This window comes from Mesorhizobium vachelliae (assembly GCF_033977325.1).
GTDB lineage: Bacteria > Pseudomonadota > Alphaproteobacteria > Rhizobiales > Rhizobiaceae > Mesorhizobium > Mesorhizobium vachelliae.
On sequence record NZ_JAVIIR010000014.1, the window covers coordinates 58,837 to 82,784 of the forward strand.

The 23,948-nt window shown below is 64.8% G+C and carries 25 protein-coding genes; 15 read left to right on the forward strand and 10 right to left on the reverse strand.

Going from position 1 to position 23,948, the window contains the following annotated elements:
• Positions 1-16 precede the first annotated feature (16 nt).
• The 5 genes from RFM41_RS25680 to RFM41_RS25700 form a co-directional block, all read right to left on the reverse strand.
• Entirely contained in the window at positions 17-1,342 is a 1,326-nt protein-coding gene (locus RFM41_RS25680; protein ID WP_320252212.1) for a bifunctional folylpolyglutamate synthase/dihydrofolate synthase, read from the reverse strand.
• Positions 1,343-1,576: 234 nt separating this feature from the next.
• Positions 1,577-2,503: an acetyl-CoA carboxylase, carboxyltransferase subunit beta gene (accD, locus tag RFM41_RS25685; RefSeq protein ID WP_320252211.1), complete on the reverse strand. Its 927-nt coding sequence runs from the start codon at positions 2,501-2,503 to the stop codon at positions 1,577-1,579.
• Positions 2,504-2,598: 95 nt separating this feature from the next.
• Positions 2,599-3,438, reverse strand: coding sequence for a tryptophan synthase subunit alpha (gene trpA, locus RFM41_RS25690; protein ID WP_320252208.1), 840 nt, complete (start codon positions 3,436-3,438; stop codon positions 2,599-2,601).
• A gap of 2 nt (positions 3,439-3,440) precedes the next feature.
• Positions 3,441-4,691, reverse strand: coding sequence for a tryptophan synthase subunit beta (gene trpB / locus RFM41_RS25695; protein WP_320252206.1), 1,251 nt, complete (start codon positions 4,689-4,691; stop codon positions 3,441-3,443).
• Between the two features lie 26 nt (positions 4,692-4,717).
• Positions 4,718-5,377, reverse strand: a complete 660-nt coding sequence (locus tag RFM41_RS25700; protein WP_320252304.1) for a phosphoribosylanthranilate isomerase — start codon at positions 5,375-5,377, stop codon at positions 4,718-4,720.
• Between the two features lie 110 nt (positions 5,378-5,487).
• Here RFM41_RS25700 and RFM41_RS25705 point away from each other — a divergent pair, with 110 nt between their 5' ends.
• The gene (locus RFM41_RS25705) at positions 5,488-5,706 is read left to right on the forward strand and encodes a hypothetical protein (RefSeq protein WP_320252205.1); all 219 of its coding nucleotides are present in this window, start codon (positions 5,488-5,490) and stop codon (positions 5,704-5,706) included.
• Between the two features lie 250 nt (positions 5,707-5,956).
• On the opposite strand, the gene RFM41_RS25710 is transcribed toward RFM41_RS25705, so the two are convergent.
• The 4 genes from RFM41_RS25710 to RFM41_RS25725 all read right to left on the reverse strand — a co-directional run bounded on the left by RFM41_RS25710 (position 5,957) and on the right by RFM41_RS25725 (position 9,347).
• A complete protein-coding gene (locus RFM41_RS25710) occupies positions 5,957-6,715 on the reverse strand; it encodes a M48 family metallopeptidase (RefSeq protein WP_320252203.1) in 759 nt (252 codons plus the stop codon).
• A gap of 120 nt (positions 6,716-6,835) precedes the next feature.
• Positions 6,836-7,315: a DUF2852 domain-containing protein gene (locus RFM41_RS25715; RefSeq protein ID WP_320252201.1), complete on the reverse strand. Its 480-nt coding sequence runs from the start codon at positions 7,313-7,315 to the stop codon at positions 6,836-6,838.
• Positions 7,316-7,430: 115 nt separating this feature from the next.
• Positions 7,431-8,573 carry a benzoate/H(+) symporter BenE family transporter gene (locus RFM41_RS25720; RefSeq protein WP_320252199.1) on the reverse strand — a complete coding sequence of 381 codons (1,143 nt, stop codon included), beginning with the start codon at positions 8,571-8,573 and terminating at the stop codon, positions 7,431-7,433.
• 3 nt (positions 8,574-8,576) lie between these two features.
• A complete protein-coding gene (locus RFM41_RS25725) occupies positions 8,577-9,347 on the reverse strand; it encodes an alpha/beta hydrolase (protein WP_320252197.1) in 771 nt (256 codons plus the stop codon).
• Positions 9,348-9,562: 215 nt separating this feature from the next.
• Between RFM41_RS25725 and infC the strand changes: the two genes are divergently transcribed.
• The 8 genes from infC (at position 9,563) to RFM41_RS25765 (ending at position 16,526) form a co-directional block, all read left to right on the forward strand.
• On the forward strand, positions 9,563-10,099 hold the full coding sequence (gene infC, locus RFM41_RS25730) for a translation initiation factor IF-3 (protein WP_112128992.1): 537 nt from the start codon (positions 9,563-9,565) through the stop codon (positions 10,097-10,099).
• A 158-nt stretch (positions 10,100-10,257) separates the two neighbouring features.
• Positions 10,258-10,905, forward strand: a complete 648-nt coding sequence (locus tag RFM41_RS25735) for a methyltransferase family protein (protein ID WP_320319306.1) — start codon at positions 10,258-10,260, stop codon at positions 10,903-10,905.
• Positions 10,906-11,146: 241 nt separating this feature from the next.
• Complete coding sequence (gene rpmI, locus RFM41_RS25740) at positions 11,147-11,350, forward strand: 50S ribosomal protein L35 (RefSeq protein ID WP_027166935.1); 204 nt, start codon at positions 11,147-11,149, stop codon at positions 11,348-11,350.
• A 39-nt stretch (positions 11,351-11,389) separates the two neighbouring features.
• Positions 11,390-11,791 carry a 50S ribosomal protein L20 gene (gene rplT / locus RFM41_RS25745; protein ID WP_040968947.1) on the forward strand — a complete coding sequence of 134 codons (402 nt, stop codon included), beginning with the start codon at positions 11,390-11,392 and terminating at the stop codon, positions 11,789-11,791.
• A gap of 185 nt (positions 11,792-11,976) precedes the next feature.
• On the forward strand, positions 11,977-13,029 hold the full coding sequence (gene pheS, locus RFM41_RS25750; RefSeq protein ID WP_320252194.1) for a phenylalanine--tRNA ligase subunit alpha: 1,053 nt from the start codon (positions 11,977-11,979) through the stop codon (positions 13,027-13,029).
• On the forward strand, positions 13,026-13,478 hold the full coding sequence (locus RFM41_RS25755; RefSeq protein ID WP_320252192.1) for a GFA family protein: 453 nt from the start codon (positions 13,026-13,028) through the stop codon (positions 13,476-13,478). The genes pheS and RFM41_RS25755 overlap by 4 nt, the downstream gene beginning before the upstream one ends.
• Positions 13,475-15,883, forward strand: a complete 2,409-nt coding sequence (pheT, locus tag RFM41_RS25760) for a phenylalanine--tRNA ligase subunit beta (protein WP_320252191.1) — start codon at positions 13,475-13,477, stop codon at positions 15,881-15,883. The genes RFM41_RS25755 and pheT overlap by 4 nt, the downstream gene beginning before the upstream one ends.
• A gap of 40 nt (positions 15,884-15,923) precedes the next feature.
• Entirely contained in the window at positions 15,924-16,526 is a 603-nt protein-coding gene (locus tag RFM41_RS25765; RefSeq protein WP_320252190.1) for a nucleotidyltransferase family protein, read from the forward strand.
• 237 nt (positions 16,527-16,763) lie between these two features.
• Here RFM41_RS25765 and RFM41_RS25770 read toward each other — a convergent pair whose 3' ends face one another.
• Entirely contained in the window at positions 16,764-17,759 is a 996-nt protein-coding gene (locus tag RFM41_RS25770; protein ID WP_320252188.1) for an aldo/keto reductase, read from the reverse strand.
• A 96-nt stretch (positions 17,760-17,855) separates the two neighbouring features.
• Here RFM41_RS25770 and RFM41_RS25775 point away from each other — a divergent pair, with 96 nt between their 5' ends.
• The 6 genes from RFM41_RS25775 to RFM41_RS25800 all read left to right on the forward strand — a co-directional run bounded on the left by RFM41_RS25775 (position 17,856) and on the right by RFM41_RS25800 (position 23,916).
• A complete protein-coding gene (locus RFM41_RS25775; protein ID WP_320252186.1) occupies positions 17,856-18,746 on the forward strand; it encodes a LysR family transcriptional regulator in 891 nt (296 codons plus the stop codon).
• Between the two features lie 279 nt (positions 18,747-19,025).
• Entirely contained in the window at positions 19,026-19,595 is a 570-nt protein-coding gene (locus tag RFM41_RS25780) for a cytochrome b (RefSeq protein ID WP_320252185.1), read from the forward strand.
• Between the two features lie 67 nt (positions 19,596-19,662).
• Positions 19,663-20,238: a YceI family protein gene (locus RFM41_RS25785; protein ID WP_320252184.1), complete on the forward strand. Its 576-nt coding sequence runs from the start codon at positions 19,663-19,665 to the stop codon at positions 20,236-20,238.
• 381 nt (positions 20,239-20,619) lie between these two features.
• Positions 20,620-21,606, forward strand: a complete 987-nt coding sequence (locus RFM41_RS25790; protein ID WP_320252182.1) for a Gfo/Idh/MocA family protein — start codon at positions 20,620-20,622, stop codon at positions 21,604-21,606.
• Positions 21,607-21,647: 41 nt separating this feature from the next.
• Positions 21,648-23,303 carry an FAD-binding dehydrogenase gene (locus RFM41_RS25795; protein WP_320252180.1) on the forward strand — a complete coding sequence of 552 codons (1,656 nt, stop codon included), beginning with the start codon at positions 21,648-21,650 and terminating at the stop codon, positions 23,301-23,303.
• 292 nt (positions 23,304-23,595) lie between these two features.
• Positions 23,596-23,916 carry a hypothetical protein gene (locus RFM41_RS25800; protein WP_320252178.1) on the forward strand — a complete coding sequence of 107 codons (321 nt, stop codon included), beginning with the start codon at positions 23,596-23,598 and terminating at the stop codon, positions 23,914-23,916.
• Positions 23,917-23,948 lie beyond the last annotated feature (32 nt).

The window sequence follows — 23,948 nt, forward strand, 5'->3', positions numbered from 1 at the left end:
CTATCTTGACTTCACATCAGGTTGGCGGCGTGCCGTTCTCGGCCAGCACGGCGCCGGCGAAATAGAGCGAGCCGCCGATCAGGATGCGCGGCGCCGGGCCGTCCCAAGAGTCGCGCAACAGCATCAGCGCGCTGGCGACGGAGCTGACCGGCTCGGCCGACAAGCCGGCCTCTTCGGCGCGCAATGCCAGCTCGTCGTTGGGAACGCCGGCATCGCTGCTGCTTACCGGCACGGTGTAGACATGGCGGGCGAGCCCCTTGAAGGCGCTGAAATAGCCGGTCTGGTCCTTGGTGTTGATCATGCCGGAGATCAGGACCAGCGGTCTTGGATTCTTCTCCTCCTGCTCGGCCAGGGCCTCGGCAATGACGATGCCGGCGCCGGGGTTGTGGCCGCCGTCCAGCCAGATCTCGGCGCCCTTCGGCGCAAGGTCGACGAGCTTGCCCTGTGTCAGCTTCTGCATGCGTGCGGGCCAGGCGACATGGGTCATCGCCCGTTCGGCCGCGCGATGGCCGATCTCGAAGCCGGCCGCCTTGACGGCGGCGATCGCCGCCGCGGCGTTGGCGTATTGATGGCGCCCCGGCAGGCGCGGCGAGGGCAGGTCCATCAGCCCGTCCTCGTCCTGATAGACCATGCGGCCGTTCTCCTCGAAGGCGAGGAAATCCTGGCCATAGACCACGGTCGGGCAATCCAGCCGCTCGGCCGTCTCGATCAGCACCTGCAGCGCGGTGTCGCTTTCCTGGGCGCCGATCACCACCGGGCAGCCGCGTTTCATGATGCCCGCCTTTTCGGCGGCGATCAGCTCGACGCGGTCGCCGAGATAGGCTTCGTGGTCCAACGAGATCGGCATGATCACCGAAACGGCGGGCCGCTTGATGACATTGGTGGCGTCGAAGCGGCCGCCAAGGCCGACCTCGATGATCGCCGCCTCCGCCGGATGCTCCGAAAACAGGACGAAGGTGACCGCGGTGAGGATCTCGAAGACGGTGATCGTCTGGCCTTGATTGGCCTCGGCGACGCGCGAGATCGCCTCGGCGAAAACGTCGTCGTCGACGAGCTTGCCGCCGCCTTCGGCCGCCAGCCGGTAGCGCTCGTGCCAGTTCACCAGATGCGGCGAGGTGTGGACGTGGACGAGGTGGCCGGCCGCTTCCAGCAGCGCGCGCGAAAAGGCGGCGCAGGAGCCCTTGCCGTTGGTGCCGGCGATGTGGATGACCGGCGGCAGCCGGTCCTGCGGATTGCCGAGGCGTTCGAGAAGCCGCGTGACGCGGTCCAGCGAAAGGTCGAAGCCTTTCGGATGCAGCGTCATCAGATGTTCGATTTCGCGTTCGGCGGAAAGCGTTGTCATGGCGGAATCCTAGAGCGGTTCATCATCTCATGGAATGCAGAACCGCTCTCTTTTTTGTTGACGCAATTCCGAACGGAAAACCGTTTCACACTTTTCCTGGAATTGCTTCGGCGCCTAACCCAGAGACCGGGAATCGGTCTCGGAACGGTCATGCGCAAATCAGAGGCTACAGCACACAACGGACAGCGCAAATCGCGGTTCGCGGCGAACCATATCGCGCCGGCCGATATCGTGTCAGGCTTGCGGCCGCGCCTCGGCGTTGACCACCGCCGGCGGCAGGATCTCCGGCTCGACCGGCTTGTCGGCCGGCGGCATCTTGAGCAGCATCTTCAGCAGCCGGGAGATGGTCTGGCGCATATCGAGGCGCGAGACCACCATGTCGACCATGCCGTGCTCCATCAGATATTCGGCGCGCTGGAAACCGTCGGGCAGCTTCTCGCGGATGGTCTGCTCGATGACGCGCGGGCCGGCAAAGCCGATCAGCGCGCCGGGCTCGGCGATGTGGACGTCGCCCAGCATGGCGTAGGAGGCGGTGACGCCGCCGGTGGTCGGGTTGGTCAGCACGACGATATAGGGCAGGCCGGCTTCCTTCAGCCGGTCGACGCCGACCGTGGTGCGCGGCAATTGCATCAGCGACAGGATGCCTTCCTGCATGCGGGCGCCGCCGGAGGCGGCGAACAGGATCAGTGGCCGCTTGCGCTGCAGCGCCACCTCGAAAGCGTGCACGATGGCCTCGCCGGCGGCCATGCCGAGCGAGCCGCCCATGAAGGCGAAGTCCTGCACGGTGACGATGACCGGCAGCCCGTCGATGGTGCCGGCGCCGTTGAGGATCGCATCCTCGAGGCTGGTCTTGGCCTTGGCCTCCTTGAGGCGGTCGGTGTAGCGCTTCTCGTCGCGGAACTTCAGCGGGTCCTGGACGACCTTGGGATTGTCCAGCACCTCGTATTTGCCGTCGTCGAAGAAGTATTTCAGCCGCTCCTTGGCCGAGATCTTCATGTGGTGGCCGGAGGCCGGGATGACGAACTGGTTGGATTCGAGATCCTTGTGGAAGATCATCTCGCCGGTCTCGGGATCCTTGATCCAGAGATTTTCCGGCATGTCGGTGCGCCGGCCGAGCATCGAATTGATCTTCGGGCGGACGTAATTGGTGATCCAGTTCACGGCTTCGGCTCCTGTCCTGGAAGAGACTTCGAGCAATTCAGGAAAAATCTGTGGCGGATTTCCGGCCCGAATTGCTGAGGGAACAAATAGTCAGCCTATTCGGCGGCAGCAAGCCGGGCCGAGCGGACGCCCTGGGCAAGACCGCTGACCAGAGTGGCGACGGCCTCCGCCGGATCGGCCGTTTTCTCGCCCCTCGGTCCCAGCACATTGGCGATCGCGTTGACGATCGCCGTGCCGACGACGACGCCGTCGGCCGAGGCGCCGATGACCCGCGCCTGCTCGGCGGTCTTGACGCCGAAGCCGACGCAGACCGGCAGCGCCGTGTGGCCTTTGATGCGCGTGACCGCCGCTGCGACCTTGGCGGTGTCGGCGAGCGCCGAGCCGGTGATGCCGGTCATCGAGACGTAATAGACGAAGCCGGAGGTGTTTTCCAAAACCTTGGGCAGGCGCTTGTCGTCGGTGGTCGGCGTCGCCAGGCGGATGAAATTGACGCCGGCCTTCAGCGCCGGAATGCAGAGCTCCTCATCCATTTCCGGCGGCAGGTCGACGACGATCAGACCGTCGATGCCGCTGGCCTTGGCGTCGGCGAGGAAGCGGTCGACGCCGTAGATGTAGATCGGATTGTAGTAGCCCATCAGCACTATCGGCGTCTCGTCGTCGCCGGCGCGGAATTCGGACGCCATCTTCAGCGTCTTGGCCAGCGTCTGGCCGCCCTTCAGCGCCCGAAGCCCCGCAGCCTGGATGGCCGGGCCGTCGGCCATCGGGTCGGAGAAGGGCATGCCGAGCTCGATGATATCGGAGCCGGCGCCCGGCAGCGCCTTCATGATGGCCAAGGCGGTGTCGTAGTCCGGGTCGCCGCCCATGAAATAGGTGACGAGAGCCGGGCGGCCTTCGGCTTTGAGCTTGGCCATGCGGCGGTCGATGCGGGTGGTCATTGTCAGATCTCCATGCCCAGCATGTTGGCCACTGTGTGCACGTCCTTGTCGCCGCGGCCGGACAGGTTGACGATGACGATCTGGTCCTTATCCATCTTCGGCACGATCTTCATCGCATGCGCGATGGCGTGCGCCGATTCCAGCGCCGGGATGATGCCTTCGACACGGGTGGTCAGCTGGAAGGCCTCAAGCGCCTCGTCGTCGAGGATCGGCTCGTACTGGACGCGGCCGGAATCGCGCAGCCAGGAATGCTCTGGGCCGACGCCCGGATAATCGAGGCCGGCCGAGATCGAATGGCCGTCGAGGATCTGGCCGTCGGCGTTCTGCAGCAGATAGGTGCGGTTGCCGTGCAGCACGCCGGGCTTGCCGGCATTCATCGAGGCGCAGTGCTCGACCCCGTCTAGGCCGCGGCCGCCGGCTTCGATGCCGATGATGCGCACATCCTTGTCGTCGAGGAAGGGATGGAACAAGCCGATGGCGTTGGAGCCGCCGCCGACGGCGGCGATGATGACATCCGGCAGGCGGCCCTCCTGCTCCTGAATCTGGGCGCGGGCTTCCGAGCCGATCACCGACTGGAAGTCGCGCACCAGCTCCGGATAGGGATGCGGGCCGGCGGCGGTGCCGATCAGGTAATAGGTGTCCTCGACATTGGTGACCCAGTCGCGCAGGGCCTCGTTCATGGCATCCTTCAGCGTGCCGTGGCCGGCGGTGACCGGCCGCACCTCGGCGCCGAGCAGCTTCATGCGGAATACGTTGGGGCTCTGGCGGGCGACGTCGGTGGCGCCCATGTAGACGACGCAAGGGTAGCCGAAGCGCGCGGCGACGGTTGCCGAGGCGACGCCGTGCTGGCCCGCGCCTGTCTCGGCGATGATGCGCTTCTTGCCCATGCGCTTGGCAAGCAGGATCTGGCCGAGGCAGTTGTTGATCTTGTGCGAGCCGGTGTGGTTCAGGTCCTCGCGCTTGAAATAGACCTTGGCGCCGCCCCCGAGGCCCTTCGCCGAGGAAACCTCACGAAGATGCTTCGTCAGGCCTTCGGCGAAATAGAGTTTTGACGGCCGCCCGGCGTAGTGGGTCGACAGGTTCTGCAGCTCGGCCTTGAATTCCGGATCGTTCTTGGCCTTGTTCCACTGCTCTTCCAGATCGAGGATCAGCGGCATCAGCGTCTCGGCGACGAAGCGGCCGCCGAAAATACCGAACATGCCCTGCTCGTCGGGCCCGGTGCGGAAGGAATTGGGCATTGCCGGCTTGTTCATCGCCGATCTCCTGATTTTGGTTGTGCTCAGGCGGCGCGGTTGTCGCGCGCGGCCCTGACGGCCCGGAAAAACTGCTCGATCAACGCCGGATCCTTGACGCCGGGAGCGCTTTCCACGCCGGACGAAACGTCTATTCCGGGCGGATTTGCCTGTCTCAGGGCATCGCCGATATTGGCGGCGTTGAGCCCTCCGGAAAGCATGTAATCGACGCCGGCGTCAAGGCCGGCAAGGACGTGCCAGTCGAAGGAAACGCCGTTGCCGCCCGGCAGTTGCGATCCCTTCGGCGGCTTGGCGTCGAACAGGAAACAGTCGGCGACGCCGACAAAGGGTTTTATCCGCTCCAGATCCGCCGCCTCGCTGACCGACAGCGCCTTCATCACCGGGAGGCCATAGCGGGCCTTGAGCTGCGCCACACGCTCGGGCGTTTCCGAACCATGCAGCTGCAGCATGTCCGGCTGCATCCTGGCGACAATCTCGTCGAGGAAGGCGTCATCGGCATCGACGCCGACGGCGACCGCCTTGGCCTTGCCGCGCGCCGCTTCGCGCAGTCGTCCGGCTTCGGCGGGCTCGACATAGCGCGGGCTCTTGGCGAAGAAAATGAAGCCGACATGGCTGGCCCCGCCGGCAAGCGCGGCGGCCATCGCGGCGTCGGTCTTCAATCCGCAGATCTTGATGTCGAGCGTCATGGCGCGGGATTGGCACGAAACGGCTAAAGAGTCGAGAAAAAGCATGCTGTTGCCCGGCGGTCGGAAAACACTACCTTCATATAGGAAGCACAGGCGGGAGCAGGATAATCATGGCCGACCGGACCATCGCCGAACTCAGGCAGAAGATCGCGCAGGCGCGCGAGGTGATTGCGCATCTGATGGAAAAATCCGACTTCAACGGCGCCGAAGCGCACCGGGCGCTGGATTATTTCGGCAGCGATGCGTTCGACCGGAACTTTTTGCCGTGGCCGCATCAGGGGGAAGAGGGGCTGCGGCCGGAGGAATTGAACGCGGCGAATGATGATTGAGGGGTTGCGTCCCGAACCCAGCGGACACCTGCGGGACAGCGCCCTCCTCTGGTCTGCCAGACCTCTCCCCCTCTTGGGGGGAGATCAGACGTCACGCCGGCTTTCGCCAATTACCAGCGCGGCAGGAAGAGCGAGGCGCCCAAGCTGCCAATCTCCCCCCAAAGAGGGGGAGATGTCCGGCAGGACAGAGGGGGGCGCGAAGGAACTCGACGTTTCGTTTTGTGCGTTTCTGCGCACAATGGCGGTTTTATTACTCGAAAACAATCGCCTGCAGCGCGCCGCCGTTGCGCTTCAGCCAGTCCTTGCAGCGATCCGTGTCAGGACAAAGCTTCTCGCACAGCTTCCAGAATTTCGGGCCGTGGTTCATCTCCTTGAGATGCGCCACCTCATGCGCCACCAGGTAGTTTATCACCGCCGGCGGCGCCATCATGATGCGCCACGAGAAGGAGAGATTGCCCTCCGAGGTGCATGACCCCCAGCGGCTGGAGGTATCCTTATACCTTATCGCCTTGGCGCGCTTGCCGATCGCCTCGGTGTGCTTCACCACCAGCTTCTCGATCTCTTTCTTCGCCTCGCGCTTGAGGTAGTCGGCGATACGGCGCGGCAGGTGGATGCGCTCGCCATGGACGATAAGCAGCGGGCCGCGCTCGTCGCGCGAGACCGTGACGGTGCCGCGCCTCGAAGGCTCATGCACGATGCGGTGCGGCACGCCGCGGATCGGGATCCTGATGCCGGGGCGCACCTGCGGCCTTGTCGGCACCTTCGCCAGGCGCTGTTCCAGCCAATCCTGGTGGCGGTCGAGGAATTTCTCCACCTCGCCCCGGCGCAGACCGGGCGGCACGGTGACGCGCAGGCCCTGGCCGCCGGAATCGATACGCAGCGTAAGCCGCCTGGCCCTGGCGCTTTCGACGATTTTCAGCGGCAGCGTGCGGCCGGCGACGCAATGCTCTCGCTCCACGACAGGCGTGGGCTTTGGCTTGGTCAGATTGCGAAAGAAGCCGAGGGTCATGGCTGGACGATACGCGATTCGAAAAAAACGGCCAGTGGAGGAAAGCTACGCAGAGAACAAAAAAGAAACGGCGCCGCTCGCGCGACGCCGTTTTATCAGTCTAAGACCTGTCGCCGGATCTTAGTCGTCGAGCAGGTTCGTGCCCTTGCCGCGCTTGGGAGCGGTCTTGTCGGTCGAGCCGGTGGTGGTCGGCGCGGTCGACTTGTTGCGGTTGGCCATGAAGCGATCGAACTCTTCCTGGTCCTTGGCGCGGCGCAGTTCGCGGGCGTAGTCGTCGAACTCGGTCAGCATCTCGTCCAGCTTGCGGCGTTCCTCGGCGAGGCGCTCCAGCTCCTTCTCGCGCCAGTCGTCGAAAGCGACGTTGCCGGTGCGGGCCGAGCCGTGGCCCCAGCGGGCCGCCTTCCCGGAACCGCGGCGGCAGCCGGCGAAGATGCCGTCCGTGGCGCGGTTGACGTCGCGCTTGAAGCCATCGAGCCGGTCGCCCCAGATGATGTAGGCGAGCATGGCGAAGCCGAGCGGCCAGAACACCATGAAGCCGATGACCATCAGCGCGATGGTGGCCGGCGTCCAGGCCGGACGGATCAATGCAGTCGTATTCATTTCTCCCAATCCTTCCGTTGGAGACAGCCTAACCGGCTGCGTGGAATCGAAATGGGAAGGCGAAATAGGCTATTCAAGGTAGTTCCGGCCAAAACCGGCGAAGCATCTGAAATGATTATCGCTTTTTGAGTTTCTCCAGGAAAAGCACTGCCATTCCGGCAACCAGGCCCCAAAATGCCGCGCCGACGCCGAAAAGCGTGAGCCCCGAAGCCGTGACGGCGAAGGTGACGGTGGCCGGCATGCGTTCAGCCTCGTTCTTCAGCGCGATCGACAGCGCGTTGGCCAGAGGCGCCGTCAAGGCGAGCCCCGCGACCAGCACGATCAGGCTTTGCGGCAGAACGGCGAAGATCGCCACCAGCGAGGCGCCGAAGATCGCGAAGACGAGATAAGCAAGCGCGTAGAACGGCCCGGTCTTCCAGCGCTCGGCCGGGTCGGGATGGACATCGGGGCCGGTGCAGATAGCGGCCGAGATCGCCGCAAGGTTGGTGGTCGCGGCGCCGAACGGCGCCGAGAGCAGCGAAAACAGACCGGTGACGCCGATCAGCGGACCGGGCTCCGGATGATAGCCCGCGGCGCGCAGCACCGCGAGGCCGGACAGGTTCTGGGACGCCATGGTGACCAGATAGAGCGGCACGGCAAGGCCGATGATCGCCGATGCGGTGAATTGCGGCGCAATGAACGTCAATGTCGACAGTTCCGGCGCCGGCAGGCTGCCGACGCGGCCGGTGAGGAAAGCGGCGAGGCCACCGCCGATCAGCACCACCAGCACCGATAAAGCCGGATTGAGCAGGCGGATGACGAAGAAGGCGGCGATCAGCGGCAGGATCAGCCAGGGATCGGCGGGAATGGTCTTCACCGCATTGACGGCGAAGCTGACCAGGATGCCGGCTAGCATGCCGGAGGCGACCGAGGTCGGGATCTGCGCGATCAACCGGGTCAGCGGCTTGAACAGGCCGGTAGCGACCAGAAGGATGCCGGTGACGATGAAGGCGCCGACGGCCTGTGGCATCGTGAAGCCGCTGGAAGCCCCAATCAGCGCCAGGCCGGGCGTCGACCAGGCCGTGATGACCGGCATTTTCGTGCGCCAGGACAGCCACAGGCATTCGATCGTCATGGCCAGGCAGATCGCCGTCACGCCGCTCGCGGTCTCGATCTGGGTGGCGCCGACCGCCTTGGCGGCGGCAATGACAAGAGCCAGCGTGCCGCCGAAGCCGACGATCGCCGCGACGAAGGCGGATATCGGGATGGAGATGCGCATCGGTCAGGCGGCCTGCCTGACCATGTCGCCGACAACCCGTGTGAGCATCTCGAGATCCTCGGGACGGGAAAGGCGATGGTCGCCGTCCGGGATCAGTGACAGCGTCACGTCGTCGGCGGGCAGCATCGCGGCCAGCTTCAGCGCATGGCCGGACGGCACGTCCGGATCGGCAAGGCCCTGCAGGATGTGCACCGGGCAATGCGTGTCGATCGGCCCGGTCATCACCCGGTTGGCGCGGCCGTCCTCGATCAGAGCGCGCGTGTAGATATAGGGCTCGTCCGAATAGTCGGACGGCTCGGCGAAGAAGCCTTTTTCCTTGAGGTCCCGCCGTTGCGCATCGGTCAGCACGGGTTCGACCAGCTCCACGGTGAAGTCCGGCGCCGGGGCGAGCAGCACCAGGCCGGCAACGTTCGTGTCGCCCGCCTTGCGCAGCTCCTGCACCATGCGCAGCGCGATCCAAGCCCCCATCGAGGAGCCAACCAGGATCTGCTTGCCCTTGCTGAACCGGCGAAAGACGGCAAGGCTCTCGGCCAGCCATCTGGAGATCGTGCCCTCGGCGAATTCGCCGCCCGACTCGCCATGGCCGGAATAGTCGTGGCGCATATAGGCCCGGCCCTCGCGAGCGGCCCAGGCGGCAAGCGTCTCGGCCTTCGTGCCCAGCATGTCGGACTTGTAGCCGCCGAGCCAGACCACGCCGGGCGCCGCGCCGGGGGCCTGCCTGACGGCGATGTTCGACCCGTCCACATCGATGAAAACCGGAGCGCTGGCAGCCATGAGCTTGTCCTTTCGACGGGTCTTTTGGCACAGGCCAGGGTTCAACGAAAAGTGCTCGCGGCGTTTCTTTGCTTGGTGCAGACAATTGCCAGGCGACAGGTGATTTTCCGGCGCGGCTATGCTATTGACTCACGCCCCGCGCTCACCACATAGGCGCGTCCACCTATTTCTTGTCTAAAGAAACCCTGAACGAAACGGCCAAGGAGACCACGACCATTCGCAGACCTTTCAAAGCAGCGGCACCCACCAAGGACGGGCCGCGCTCCAACCGAGACATCCGGGTGCCCCGGGTCCAGCTTATCGACGCCGACGGCCAGAACCGAGGCGATGTTTCCATCAACGACGCATTGCTGCTGGCCGAAGAGGCCGGGCTCGATCTGGTCGAGATATCGCCCAATGCGGTGCCCCCTGTCGTCAAGATCCTCGATCTCGGCAAGCTGAAATACGCCAACCAGAAGAAGGCGGCCGAAGCGCGCAAGAACCAGAAGGTCATCGAGATCAAGGAGATCAAGATGCGCCCGAACATCGACAGCCATGACTACGAGACCAAGATGAAGGCCGTGCGGCGCTTCTTCGAGGAAGGCGACAAGGTCAAGCTGACGCTGCGCTTCCGCGGCCGCGAGATGGCGCATATGGAACTCGGCATGCAGCTTCTGAACAAGGTGCGCGAGGAAGTGTCGACGATCGCCAAGGTCGAGGCGGAGCCGAAGCTTGAAGGCCGCCAGATGATGATGGTTCTGGCGCCGCGCTAAATCCCGCCAGAATCATGGCGCAAGGCGTCCCGACGATCGGCGGGGCGCCTGTTTTCTATCCGATCGCCAGCAATCTCGACGATCGGGTTTTTCCCGATCGCGAGCAAATCGACGATCAAGTTCCTTGATCGCGAGCAAATCGATGATCGGGTTTCGCCATGGCCGATGAAATGAAGTCCCAGCCCGCCAGGCAAACGGAAGGTCTTGGCGGCTATCAGCACATGCGCCGAATCGTGCTGGCGGTGCTGATCGTGGTGCTGTTTGCCGCGCTTCTGTTTGGACAGTCGACCTTCCCGCCGGACACACCGGTGCACGAGTCGATCGAGATGTTCGGCGTGCTTTTGATCTTCCTCGGCATCGTCGGGCGGCTGTGGTCGACGCTCTATATAGGCGGGCGCAAATCGGCCGAAGTGGTCACCGGCGGTCCCTACTCGATCACCCGCAACCCGCTCTATTTGTTTTCGACGGTCGCTGCCGCCGGCGTCGGCGCGCAGATCGGCTCGTTTTCGGGCATCATTCTCTTCGCGCTGCTCTGCGCCGGCGCCTTCCACATCGTCATCCTGCGCGAGGAGCGCTACCTGAAGGAAGTGCTCGGCGCGCCCTACCAGGCCTATCTCGCCAGGGTGCCGCGTTTCTTCCCGAACCTGACGATCTACCAGGAAGGCGATACCGGCAGCTTCAAGCCGCGCCTCTTGTTGAACACGCTGCTCGACGGGCTGGTGTTCCTGGTGGCACTGCCGGCCTTCGAACTGATCGACGGTCTGCAGCAGTCGGGGATGCTGCCGGTGTGGTTCAGGCTGCCCTGACCTGAGACAGAGCGGCGCATCCGGTGAGGTGTTGCGCACCGGCCCCGTTTGATCTATAGGACCGCCGTTCCGCGTATCGGCCCGGAAATCATCTCTGATTTACGGAAAGCACGATACGCAGAGCAAAAAACAAAAACCGCCCGGCAGGGCATGCCGTGGCGGTTTCATTTGCTTTTCGGGCTTTGGTCGGCCCGAAGCGAAAAAGAAGCGCGATGGTGCGCCACCAATACGGAGTAGCAAAATGCCCAAGATGAAGACCAAATCGGCCGCCAAGAAGCGGTTCAAGATTACTGCCACCGGCAAGGTGCTGTCGGCTGCCGCCGGCAAGCGCCACGGCATGATCAAGCGTTCCAACAAGTTCATTCGCGATGCCCGCGGCACGATGGTTCTGGCTGAACCGGACGGCAAGAAGGTCATCAAGAATTTTCTGCCGAACGGCCTCTAAAGCATTCGGTCCGGAACAGCGTTTTAAGGAGATCATGACATGGCACGCGTAAAGAGAGGCGTCACCGCCCACGCCAAGCACAAGAAGGTCCTGAAAGCCGCCAAGGGCTTCTACGGCCGCCGCAAGAACACCATCCGCATCGCCAAGCAGGCGGTGGAGAAGTCGCTGCAGTACGCCTACCGCGACCGCAAGAACCGCAAGCGCTCGTTCCGCGCGCTGTGGATCCAGCGCATCAACGCGGCGGTGCATGAGCATGGCCTGACCTATGGCCGCTTCATCGACGGCCTCAACAAGGCCGGCATCGAGATCGACCGCAAGGTCCTTTCGGACATGGCAATCCACGAGCCGCAAGCTTTCGCCGCGCTTGTCGCCAAGGCCAAGGTCGCGCTCGAATACCTGAAGAACACCACGCCGAATGCTTTTGAGAGCGCTGTCGCCTAAGCCAGCGCTTCCCAAGCATTTTTAGTACTGATTTGGGGAACCCGCGCTGGCACGGCTGGCGCGGGTTTTTCTTATGCCCGCTGTAACCAAAATGGTGACGCACCGAACCGCGGTGGTTGCCCGATCGAGAGAGTTTCGCCGTGAACGCCACCGCTGGAAATCTTGAAACCCTTGAAGCTTCGCTGATGGCCGACATTGCGGCCGCGGCCGACGAGCCGGCGATCGAGGCGGTGCGCGTCTCGGCGCTGGGCAAGAAGGGCTCGGTCTCCGAAATGCTGAAGACGCTGGGTGCCATGAGCGCCGAGGAGCGGCAGGTGAAGGGCCCGGCGATCAACGGGTTGAAGAACCGCGTCACCGAAGCGCTCGCCGCGCGCAAGGCGGAGCTGAAGGATGTGGCGATCGCCGCCCGGCTCGAGGCCGAGAAGGTCGATGTCACGCTCCCCGTTCGCCAGTCGCCGGCCGAGCGCGGCCGCATCCATCCCATCAGCCAGGTGATCGACGAGATCGCGGCGATCTTCGGCGATCTCGGTTTCTCGATCGCCGAAGGCCCGGACATCGAGACCGACCACTACAATTTCACCGCGCTCAACTTCCCCGAGGGACATCCGGCGCGCGAGATGCACGACACCTTCTTCTTCCGGCCGGACGAAAAGGGCGAGCGCAAGCTGTTGCGCACGCACACCTCGCCCGTGCAGATCCGCACCATGGAACGGCAGAAGCCACCGATCCGCATCGTCATCCCCGGCAAGACCTACCGGCAGGATTCCGATGCCACCCACTCGCCGATGTTCCATCAGGTCGAGGGGCTGGTGGTCGACAAATCAGCCAATGTCGCCAACATGAAGTGGGTGCTGGAGGAGTTCTGCAAGGCCTTCTTCGAGGTGCCGTCGGTCAAGATGCGTTTCCGCCCGTCCTTCTTCCCGTTCACCGAGCCCAGCCTCGAGGTCGACATCCAGTGCGACCGCTCGCGTCCGGGCGAAGTGCGCTTCGGCGAAGGCTCCGACTGGATGGAGATCCTGGGCTGCGGCATGGTGCATCCGAACGTCCTGCGCGCCGGCGGGCTCGACCCCGACGAATACCAGGGCTTTGCCTGGGGCATGGGCATCGACCGCATCGCCATGCTGAAATACGGCATGCCGGACCTGCGCGCCTTCTTCGACGCCGACGTGCGCTGGCTCACGCATTACGGCTTCAGGCCGCTCGACCTGCCGACGCTGTTCGGGGGGCTGTCGACATGACCGCACCCCACACCGGGGGCTGCCGCTGCGGTGCTGTGCGGTTCGAGGCTTCGGCCGAGCCGCATCACATCAGCTATTGCCATTGCGGCGATTGCCGGCGCGCCAGCGGCGCGCCGGTGTCGGCCTTTGTCGGCTTCATGGCCGACCAGGTCGCGCTCAACGGCAAGTCGCTGAAAAGCTACCGCAACGGCCCGGTGGAACGGTCATTCTGCGGCATCTGCGGCTCGCCGATCGCCTATGTCGACCAGCGGCTCGACAACAAGATCTATTTCATGCTCGGCGCCATGGACATGCCGGCCTATTTCCGGCCGACGCTGCATGCCTATGTGCGTGAGCAACTGCCCTTCCTGCACATGCCGGACGATCTGCCCAGGCATCTGAAGACCAGCGTGCCCCGACCCAATCAACAAGGGCCTGAAGGGCAAGGACCGAACGGAACAGAACCATGAAATTCACCCTCTCCTGGCTCAAGGACCATCTAGAGACCGACGCCTCGCTTGCCGAGATCGTCGAGCGGCTGACCGCGATCGGCCTCGAAGTCGAACATGTCGACGACAAGGCGGGCCTAAAACCCTTTGTCATCGCCAAGGTGCTGACGGCGGTGCAGCATCCCGACGCCGACCGGCTGCGCGTGCTAACCGTCGACACCGGCGACGGCAAGCCGCCGGTGCAAGTCGTCTGTGGAGCGCCCAACGCCCGCGCGGGCCTGATCGGCGCCTTCGCGGCGCCCGGCACGTATGTTCCCGGCATCGACGTGACACTCTCGGTCGGCAAGATCCGCGGCGTCGAAAGCCACGGCATGATGTGCTCGGAGCGCGAGCTGGAAATCTCCGACGAGCATAACGGCATCATCGATCTGCCCGAGGACGCGCCGGTCGGCACCAGCTTCGCGGCTTATGCGCATCTCGACGATCCGGTCATCGAGATCAATTTGACACCAAACCGGCCGGACGCGACCAGCGTCTACGGCATTGCGCGCGACCTCGCGGCAAGCGGACTTGGCCGACTCATCGGCGGCGGGATCATGCCGCATGCCGGCGAGGGCCTTTGCCCGGTCAAGGTCACGATCGAGGCGCCGGAGCTCTGCCCCGGCTTCGCGCTGGCGCTGGTGAAGGGCGTCAAGAACGGCCCGTCGCCGAAATGGTTGCAGCAGCGGCTGCTCGCCATCGGGCTTCGGCCGATCAGCGCGCTGGTCGACATCACCAACTACGTCACCTTCGACCGTGGCCGGCCGCTGCACGTGTTCGACGCGAAGAAGGTCGCCGGCAACCTGGTGGTGCGCCGCGCCAGGGAAGGCGAAAAGGTGCTGGCGCTGGACGGGCGCGAATACACGCTGACGCCGGAAATGTGTGTGATCGCTGACGACAATGGCGTGGAATCGATCGCCGGCATCATGGGCGGCGAGCATTCGGGCTGCGACGAGAACACCACCGACGTGCTGATCGAATCGGCGCTCTGGGACCCGATCACCACGGCCCGCACCGGCCGCGCGCTCGGTATCATCACCGATGCGCGCTACCGCTTCGAGCGCGGCGTCGATCCGGAATTCATGGTGCCGGGCGTGGAGCTCGCGACCAAGCTGGTGCTCGATTTCTGCGGCGGCACGCCTTCTGAAATCGAGGTTGCCGGCTATTCAGGCCATAAGCCGAAGGTCGTCTCCTTCCCGCTGTCGGAAGTGAAGCGGCTGACCGGCATCGAGGTGCCGAGGGAAGAAGCCCTCGACATCCTGACCCGTCTCGGCTTCGAGCCGAAGGGTACCGGCGACGTCGTCAAGGTGAAGGTGCCGTCCTGGCGGCCGGATGTCGACGGCAAGGCCGACCTGGTCGAGGAAGTGATGCGCATCCATGGCGTCGACAACATCGCGCCGCAGCCGCTGACCTCGCATGATGCGGTCAACGGCAAGATCCTGACCACGCTGCAGGTGCGCACCCGCGCGGCCAAGCGCGCGCTGGCCGTGCGCGGCATGATGGAGGCCGTCACTTGGTCGTTCATCCCGGCGAAACATGCCGAGCTGTTCGGCGGCGGCCAGACGGCGCTGAAACTCGCCAACCCGATCGCCGCCGACATGTCCGACATGCGGCCCTCGCTGCTGCCAGGGCTGATCGCGGCCGCGCAGCGCAACGCCGACCGCGGCATCGGCGACGTGGCGCTGTTCGAGGTCTCCGGCACCTATGAAGGCGACTTGGCCGACCAGCAGCGGCGGGTGGCCGCCGGCGTCAGGCGCGGCACCGCCAAGCTCGACGGCTTGGGGCGCAGCTGGGCCGGCAATGCCGGACCGGTCGGCGTGTTCGACGCCAAAGCGGACGCGATCGCGGCGCTCGAAGCCTGCGGCTCGCCGGTCGACCGGCTGCAGATCGAGCCCGGCGGCCCGGCCTGGTATCATCCCGGCCGTTCCGGCACGATCAAGCTCGGCCCCAAGACCGTGCTCGGCACGTTCGGCGAGTTCCATCCGAAGACGCTCGAAACGCTGGACGTCTCCGGGCCGCTCTGCGGCTTCGAGGTTTTCGTCGACGCCGTGCCGGAGCCGAAGGCCAAGCCGACGCGCACCAAGCCGAAGCTGGAGCTCTCGCCCTTCCAGGCGGTGATGCGCGACTTCGCTTTCGTCGTCGACAGGTCGGTCGAGGCCGGCACGCTGGTGCGGGCGGCTCTAGCTGCCGACAAGAAGCTGGTCACCGGCGTTTCGGTGTTCGACGTCTTCGAGGGCGCATCGCTGGGTGCTGCCAAGAAGTCGATCGCCATCGAGGTGTCGATCCAGCCGGTCGAAAAGACGCTGACCGACGAGGATTTCGAGGCGCTGGCCAAGCGCATCGTCGAGAACGTCAACAAACAGACGGGCGGCGTGCTGAGGGCGTAAAGGCATTGCGGAGTGATGGCGAATCGCCCTCCAAAGGGCGATGGACCATCTCCGCTATTCCGGTCTTTCCTTCGAGGCGCAACGCGAGGCCTTCCTCGCCATCGTCGCAGCAGACCCGCTGCTCGATGAAACGCTGGCGCGCGTGCGCCGGCTTGCACTGCCGGACTGGCTGGTGGTTTCCGGCGCGCTGTATAACAGCGTCTGGAACCATCTGACCGGCAAGCCGCCGGGCTACGGCATCAAAGATGTCGACCTGTTCTATTTCGACGATGCCGACCTCTCCTACGAGGCCGAGGACGCGGTGATCCGCCGGGCGGCGGCGCATTTCGAGGGGCTGCCGTTGCCGGTCGAAGTGCGCAACCAGGCGCGGGTGCATCTGTGGTATCCGCAAAAATTCGGGCAGGAATGCCCGCGCTATGCGAGCGCGAGCGAGTCGGTGAGCTATTTCGCGTCGAAGACGCATGCGGTGGGGGTGCGGCATAGGCCGGATGGGGCGCTGGAGGTGGTAGCGCCGTTCGGGCTCGACGATATTTTTTCGTTCCGCATCACGCCGAACCGGGTGATGGACAACCAGCGCACGCATGAGGCGAAGGGCGCGCGTGCCAAGGAGTATTGGCCGGAGATTAGCGTGGTGCCGTGGTAGGGTGCAGAGATAAGATACGTCGGCGCGAGGCCCCCCTCTCTGTCCTGCCGGACATCTCCCCCTCAAGGGGGGAGATTGGCAGTGTCGATGACGGCACTCCCCTTGCAACGCCGGTAATTGGCGAAAGCGACCGCGACATCCGATCTCCCCCCTTGAGGGGGAGATGGCCGGCAGACCAGAGAGGGGGGCCTCGCGCCAACCTTTCAATATAGGGGGCGCCGAAGTGTCCCTAATGCCTCACCCATTCACCAGCGCCAGCAGCTCCTCGGTATAACGCTTGCCGACCACCTTGTCCGGCGACAGCGCATCGCCAATTGCGGCAACCTCGGCTGCGCTCAGTTCAATCCCCGCAGCCGCCGTGTTCTGCTCAAGGTGGCGTATTTTCCTTGCACCGGGGATCGGCACGATGAAGTCGCCCTGGTGCAGCACCCAGGCGAGCGCAAGCTGCGCCGGCGTCACGCCCTTCTCGGCCGCCAGCTTTTCGAGCACGGCGATGACGGCGTTGTTGGCCTCCATCGCTTCGGCCTGGAAGCGCGGCAAGGTAAGGCGCCAGTCGCCGGCGCCGAGCGCGTCGGGCTTGGCAATCGTGCCGGTGAGCAGGCCGCGGCCGAGCGGGCTGTAGGGCACAAAGCCGATGCCGAGCTCGCGGCAGACGGCGAAGATCTCGTTCTCCGGATCGCGGCTCCACAGCGAATATTCGCTCTGCACGGCGGCGATCGGATGCACGGCATGCGCCCGGCGCAGTGTCGCGCCGCTCACCTCCGACAGGCCGAGCGCGCGGACCTTGCCCTCGCGCACCAGCTCGGCCATGGCGCCGACCGTGTCCTCGATCGGCACGTTCGGGTCGACGCGATGCTGGTAATAGAGGTCGATCACGTCGGTATCGAGCCGCTTCAGCGAGGCTTCCGCCACCGCCTTTGCGTGCTCGGGACGGCTGTCGAGGCCGATCATGCGGTCGGTGCCCGAGCCGTGCTCGGAAATCTTGAAGCCGAATTTGGTGGCAATCGTCACCTTGTCACGCACCGGCTTCAGCGCCTTGCCGAGCAGGATCTCGTTCTCGAACGGACCGTAGACTTCCGCGGTGTCGAAGAAGGTCACGCCGATCTCGACGGCGCGGCGCAGCGTGGCGATGGCTTCCGCCTCGGGCTGGCCGCCGTAGACAAAACTCATGCCCATGCAGCCGAGGCCGACCGGGAAGACTTCGAGTTCAGTTCCAAGCTTGCGGGTTTTCATCACGCATCTCCTTGTTGCGATGCGAGGGAGGTAAGGCCTTGCGTCTCGTTCGATAATCGGTTCTCTTTTGCACGGCTTGCTCTATAAAATAGAACAATGAACCGAACCAACCTCTCGCAGCTCGCGGTGCTTGCCACCGTCGCCCAATGCGCCAGCTTCCGCGGCGCCGCGCGCGAGCTCGGCATCGCGCCGTCGGCGGTCAGCCACGCTGTCTCCAGCCTGGAGGCGCGGCTCGGCGTGCGGCTGCTGGCGCGCAGCACGCGCAGCGTCGCGCCGACCGAGGAGGGCGCGCAACTGCTCGAACGGTTGCGGCCGGCGCTGTCCGAGATCGACCTGGCGCTGGAAACAGCGGTCGAGGCGCGCGACCGACCGGCCGGCAACCTGCGGCTGACCGTGCCGCGCACGGCCGCTCATCTGACGCTGACGCCACGGCTCGGCGCCTTTGCCGCCGCCTATCCCGAGATCGTGCTGGAGATCGTCATCGAGGACCGCTTCACCGACGTGGTCGAAGGCGGCTTCGACGCCGGCGTGAGGCTCGGCGAAAGCCTGCAGCGCGACATGATCGCGGTGCGCATCGGCCCCGATCTTCGCGGCGCCGTGGTCGCCGCGCCGTCCTATTTCGCGACCATGCCGAAACCGCGCCATCCGCGTGAGCTGGCGGACCATCGCTGCATCCGCTTCCGTTTCTCCAGCGGCATCCTCTACCGCTGGGAGTTCGAGAAGGGCGGCGAGGACATCGAGATGGCGGTCGAAGGGCCGCTGATCCTCGACGAGGATCATCTGATCGCCCAGGCGGCGGTCGACGGCGCCGGGCTTGCCTTCGTCTTCGAGCCCTATGTGCGGGCGGCGCTCACCGACGGCAGGCTGGTCCGCGTGCTGGAGGACTGGTGCCCGTCCTTCGAGGGCTTCTTCGTCTATTATCCAAGCCGCCGGCAGATGCGGCCGGCGTTGCGGGCGTTCGTGGATTTCTTCAAGGTGAGTGGGTGAGCCTACACTCTCCTTCTGTGAGGGCAGGGCAATCGCATAGGGCGCTCCCCCACTCCGTCTCGGCTTCGCCGAGCCACCTCTCCCCCCAACATTCGCGGAGGGAGAGGAAATGCCAACCGTGAAGGGTAGCGGCCTTGAAAAGCTTGGGTTCCTCTCCCCATGAACATGGGTGGCCGCGCAGCGGCCGGAGTGGGGGCTGGCGCCACCATATGCGATTGGCTTGCCTCAAGGAGAGGTAAGGCCCAGGAAGAAAGCCGACGCCGGCTTCGTTCGCCTCTCATGCAATCCCTCACCAACACCCCAACCCGCTATGGCTGGGCGATGATCGTCCTTCACTGGCTGATCGGCATCGTCTTCATCGGTCAGTTCGTGCTCGGCGTCGTCATGGTGCGCACGACAAGCCAGCGGACGTCCTTCGAGCTGATCCAGCTGCACAAATCCTTCGGCTTCCTGCTGCTGGGGCTGATCATCCTGCGCATCGCCTGGCGGCTCGGCAATGCCGCGCCGCCGCTGCCGGCCTCAGTCGGGACATTGGAGCGTAGGGCGGCGCCGCTGGCGCATTTCGCGCTCTATGCCTTCCAGATCGCGCTCCCCTTATCCGGCTGGGCGCTGGTGTCGGTATCGACGCTGGAGATCCCGACCATGCCGTTCGACCTGTTCGTGATGCCCAATCTGCCGCTGACCGAATCCGACGCGGCGGAGAGTTTTTGGACTTCCGCGCATTGGTATCTCGCCTATGCCGGCATCGCGCTGGTGGCGCTGCACATCGCGGCGGCGCTGCGCCATCATTTCCTGCTGCGTGACAGCGTGCTCAGGCGCATGATCACACCTTCGTCAGGCGGGGAATAGAACCGCTCCCTCCTTCGTTGGTGGGGCAAGAACGCAGAAAAAGCGTATCTGCGGAAGGAAGAAACCCATGAACGCGCGTATCCTCGGATTGGCAGCCTTTGCCGCTTGCCTTGCCGTGCCTGCCGTTGCCGCGGTGGCGCTCAGCGACGCCGCTGGCAGCTACACGATCAGCCCGTCGAGCTCCTCGATCCGCTTCACCATCGGCAAAGCCGGCGGCGGCGGCTTCGACGGCGCCTTCGGCCGCTTCAAGGGCACGATCCGCATCGACAACGGCGATGTCGGCCGCTCGAAGGTCGACCTCACCATCTATCCCGAAAGTGTCGGCACCGGGCAGGGCCGCATCGACCAATTCCTGCGCTCCGACGCGGTGTTCGACGCCGCCAACAATCCGGAAATCCAGTTTCGCTCGACCAACGTGACCCGCACCGGGGACACGACTGCGCTGGTGACCGGCCGGCTGACGGCGCGCGGCAAGACGTTTTCGGAAAAATTCACGGCCGAGCTCGACGGGTTGAAGGGTGGGACCATCAAGTTCCACGTTACCGGCAAGGTGCTCAGGTCGCGCTACGGCATGGATGTCGGCACGCCGCTTTACTCCAATGTCGTCGACTTCAATATGATGCTGACGGGCAAGAGGGGATAGCTCAGCCCCTTTCCTCGCCCCCGCGAAGGCGGGGGCTACGCTACGAACTCATGTTCCGTGACTGGCGCAACTGATCAGGCCGAAGCTTGATTTGCGACGTGGTTCCCCCAATCCGTCGCTGCTTTCGCAGCGCCACCTTTCCCCCCTCCGGAGGGAAAGGAAGGGAGCGTTGCTTGACGAGCGTTGACGGCAAAAAGCTTGGCACCTTTCCTCTAGCCCGTCGATCGGGGGAGAGGTGGCTCGGCGAAGCCGAGACGGAGTGGGGGTCGACCAGCGCTAAATGGACAATGCATGCGCCAAGCTGCACGGAGCGTCTGCAATTGGCTTTTCCCTCGATTTGGGGCACACCTCCATCGATGTAAACCGACATGGAGAAGCGTGATGTTCCGATGGGGTGTTCTGTCGACGGCGAAGATTGGCCGCGAGCAGCTTTTGCCGGCAATCGTGGATTCGGAGAACGGCGTCCTGTCGGCGATCGCCAGCCGCGACCTGTCGAAGGCCAAGGCTCTGGGCGAGCGTTTCGGCGCCCGCCATGCCTTCGGCTCCTATGAGGAGCTGCTCGCCTCCAAGGAGGTCGACGGCGTTTATATCCCGCTGCCCACCTCGCAGCATGTCGAATGGACGGCGAAGGCTATCGAGGCGGGAAAACACGTGCTGGTGGAAAAACCGCTGGCGCTCGATGCCAAGGACATCCCGCCACTGATCAAGTTGCGCGATGAGAAGAAGGTGCTCGTCTGCGAGGCCTTCATGGTCGTCTACCATCCGCAGTGGATCAAGGTGCGCGACCTCATCGCCGGCGGCGCCATCGGCCGGCTGCGCCATGTGCAGGGCGCGTTCTCCTATTACAATGTCGATCCCAAGAACATGCGCAACCAGCTCGATCTCGGCGGCGGCGCGCTGCCCGACATCGGCGTCTATCCGACCGTGTCGACGCGGTTCTCGACCGGCAAGGAGCCGCTGCGCGTCCAGGCCAATATCGAGCGCGACAAGACCTTCGGCACCGACATCTATTCCTCGATCCGCGCCGATTTCGGCGACTTCGAGCTCTCCTTCTATCTCTCGACGCAGATGGCGGCGCGGCAGGTGATGGTGTTCCACGGCGAGAAGGGCTTCATCGAGGTCTTCGCCCCTTTCAATGCCGGGCTCTACGACCACCACCGCATCGAGCTGCACAACCAGAACCACACCGAGGCGCAGGTGTTCCGCTTCCCCGGCACGCAGCAATACCGGCTGGAATGCGAAGCCTTCGTGCGCGCCGCCCAAGGCGGCAAGGACCGCGTCTTCACGCTGGAGGAATCGGTGCTCAACCAGAAGGTCATCGATGCCATCTTCCGCGCCGGCGAGAAGGACGGCTGGGAACCCGTCTAAATCCTCACAACAAGCTGCCGGCTAACTTCTGGGAGGAATAGATGGCTGACGCGGACGTGATCATTGTCGGCGCGGGGTTGGCCGGCCTCGTCGCCGCGGCCGAGGTGGCTGACGCCAGCAGGAAGGTCATCATCGTCGACCAGGAGCCGGAGCAGTCGCTGGGCGGCCAGGCCTTCTGGTCGTTCGGCGGGTTGTTCCTGGTCGATTCGCCCGAGCAGCGGCGCATGCGCATCCGCGATTCGCATGATCTCGCGTTCGAGGACTGGATGGGCACGGCCGCCTTCGACAGGCCGGAGGATTTCTGGCCGCGCAAATGGGCTGAGGCCTATGTCGGCTTCGCCGCCGGCGAGAAGCGCTCCTGGCTGATCGAGCGCGGCCTGAAATTCTTCCCCGTCGTCGGCTGGGCCGAGCGCGGCGGCGGCAATGCTATCGGGCACGGCAATTCGGTGCCGCGCTTCCACATCACATGGGGCACCGGCCCCGGCGTGCTGGAGCCTTTCGTGCAGCGGGTGCGCGAGGCGCAAAAGCGCGGGCTGGTCCAGTTCAGGTTCCGCCACCGGGTCAACGAGATCATCCGTACCGGCGATACGGTCACCGGTGTGCGCGGCGATGTGCTGGAGCCGAGCAGCGTCGAGCGCGGCCGCAAGAGCTCACGCGCCGTGACTGGCGGTTTCGAGCTTAGCGCGCAGGCGGTGATCGTCGCTTCCGGTGGTATCGGCGGCAACCACGATCTGGTGCGCCAGAACTGGCCGCAGCGCCTTGGCGCGGCGCCGAAGCGCATGATCACCGGCGTTCCCGACCATGTCGACGGGCGCATGCTGGCGATCACCGAAGCGGCCGGCGGGAGGGTCATCAACCGCGACCGCATGTGGCATTATGTCGAGGGCATCAAGAACTGGGCGCCGATCTGGACCGAGCATGCGATCCGCATCCTGCCCGGCCCCTCCTCGCTCTGGCTCGACGCGCGCGGCAAAAGACTGCCGGTGCCGCTCTATCCGGGCTTCGATACGCTCGGCACGCTCAGCCACATCACGAGCACCGGCTTCGACTATTCCTGGTTCATCCTGACCAGGAAGATCATCCAGAAGGAGTTCGCGCTGTCGGGCTCGGAGCAGAACCCCGACCTCACCGGCAAAAGCTGGCGGCAGGTGCTGGGCCGCGCGACATCGGGCATTCCCGGCCCTGTGAAAGCCTTCATGGAAAAGGGCGAGGACTTCATCGTCGAAGCCGACCTTGCGAAGCTGGTGGCGCGCATGAACGCGCTGGCCGGCGGCGAGCCGCTGCTGGAGGTTGCCCAGGTCGAGCGCGAGATCCGCGCCCGCGACAGGCAGCTCGACAATCCGTTCTCCAAGGATGCGCAGATCACGGCCCTGCGCGGCGCGCGCGCCTATCTCGGCGACAGGCTGATCCGCACCGCCAAGCCGCACAAGATGCTCGATCCGGCCAACGGCCCGCTGATCGCGGTGCGCCTCAACATCCTGACCCGCAAGACGCTGGGCGGCCTGCAGACCGACCTCGACAGCCGCGTGCTCGATGCCCAAGGCCAAGCGGTGCCGGGGCTCTACGCCGTGGGCGAAGCCGCCGGCTTCGGCGGCGGCGGCGTGCATGGCTACGCCGCGCTGGAAGGCACTTTTCTCGGCGGCTGCATTTTTTCGGGTCGCAGCGCGGGACGGGCGGCGGCGAAGGCGGTCGGCTGAGCGGCATCTATGTCGCCGGAGATGTTGGCGGGACAGCGCCCCCCTCTGTCCTGCCGGACATCTCCCCCACAAGGGGGGAGATTGGCAGTTCCGGCGCCTCGCACCTTCCTGCAACGTTGGCAATTGGCGAAAGCCGACGCGACATCTGATCTCCCCCCAAGTGGGGGAGATGTCCGGCAGGACAGAGGGGGGCGCGAAGGATCGCGACGCAGCAGTTTTCGCTTTTTTCGCTGCCCGAGAATCCTTTCGCTCATCCAAAACGTCTTCCTCATACCAACCGAAGGAGACGACCATGACCTACAATCTCATCCGCTACGGGGTGAAGGACGCCAGCATCGCCGAGAACCGGGCGCTGGTGGCAAAAGTGTTCGAGGCGCTGGATGAAACACAGCCGCAGTCGGTGCGCTATCTGGTGCTCGAGCTGGAGAATGGCGAGTTCGTGCACCTCGTCGGCTACGACAAGGACAGCTCGGCGCTGACCGAGCTCGACGCCTTCAAGGCCTTCGGCGCCGATCATGCCGCCCGGCGCTCGACGACGCTTGCCAGGTCACCGGCGAAGATCGTCGGCGATTATCGTATGCTGACGAAGGCCGGGGAGGTCATGCCGGCCTGACCGGCGCGGCATGGTTCGCGAGCCGGCGATCG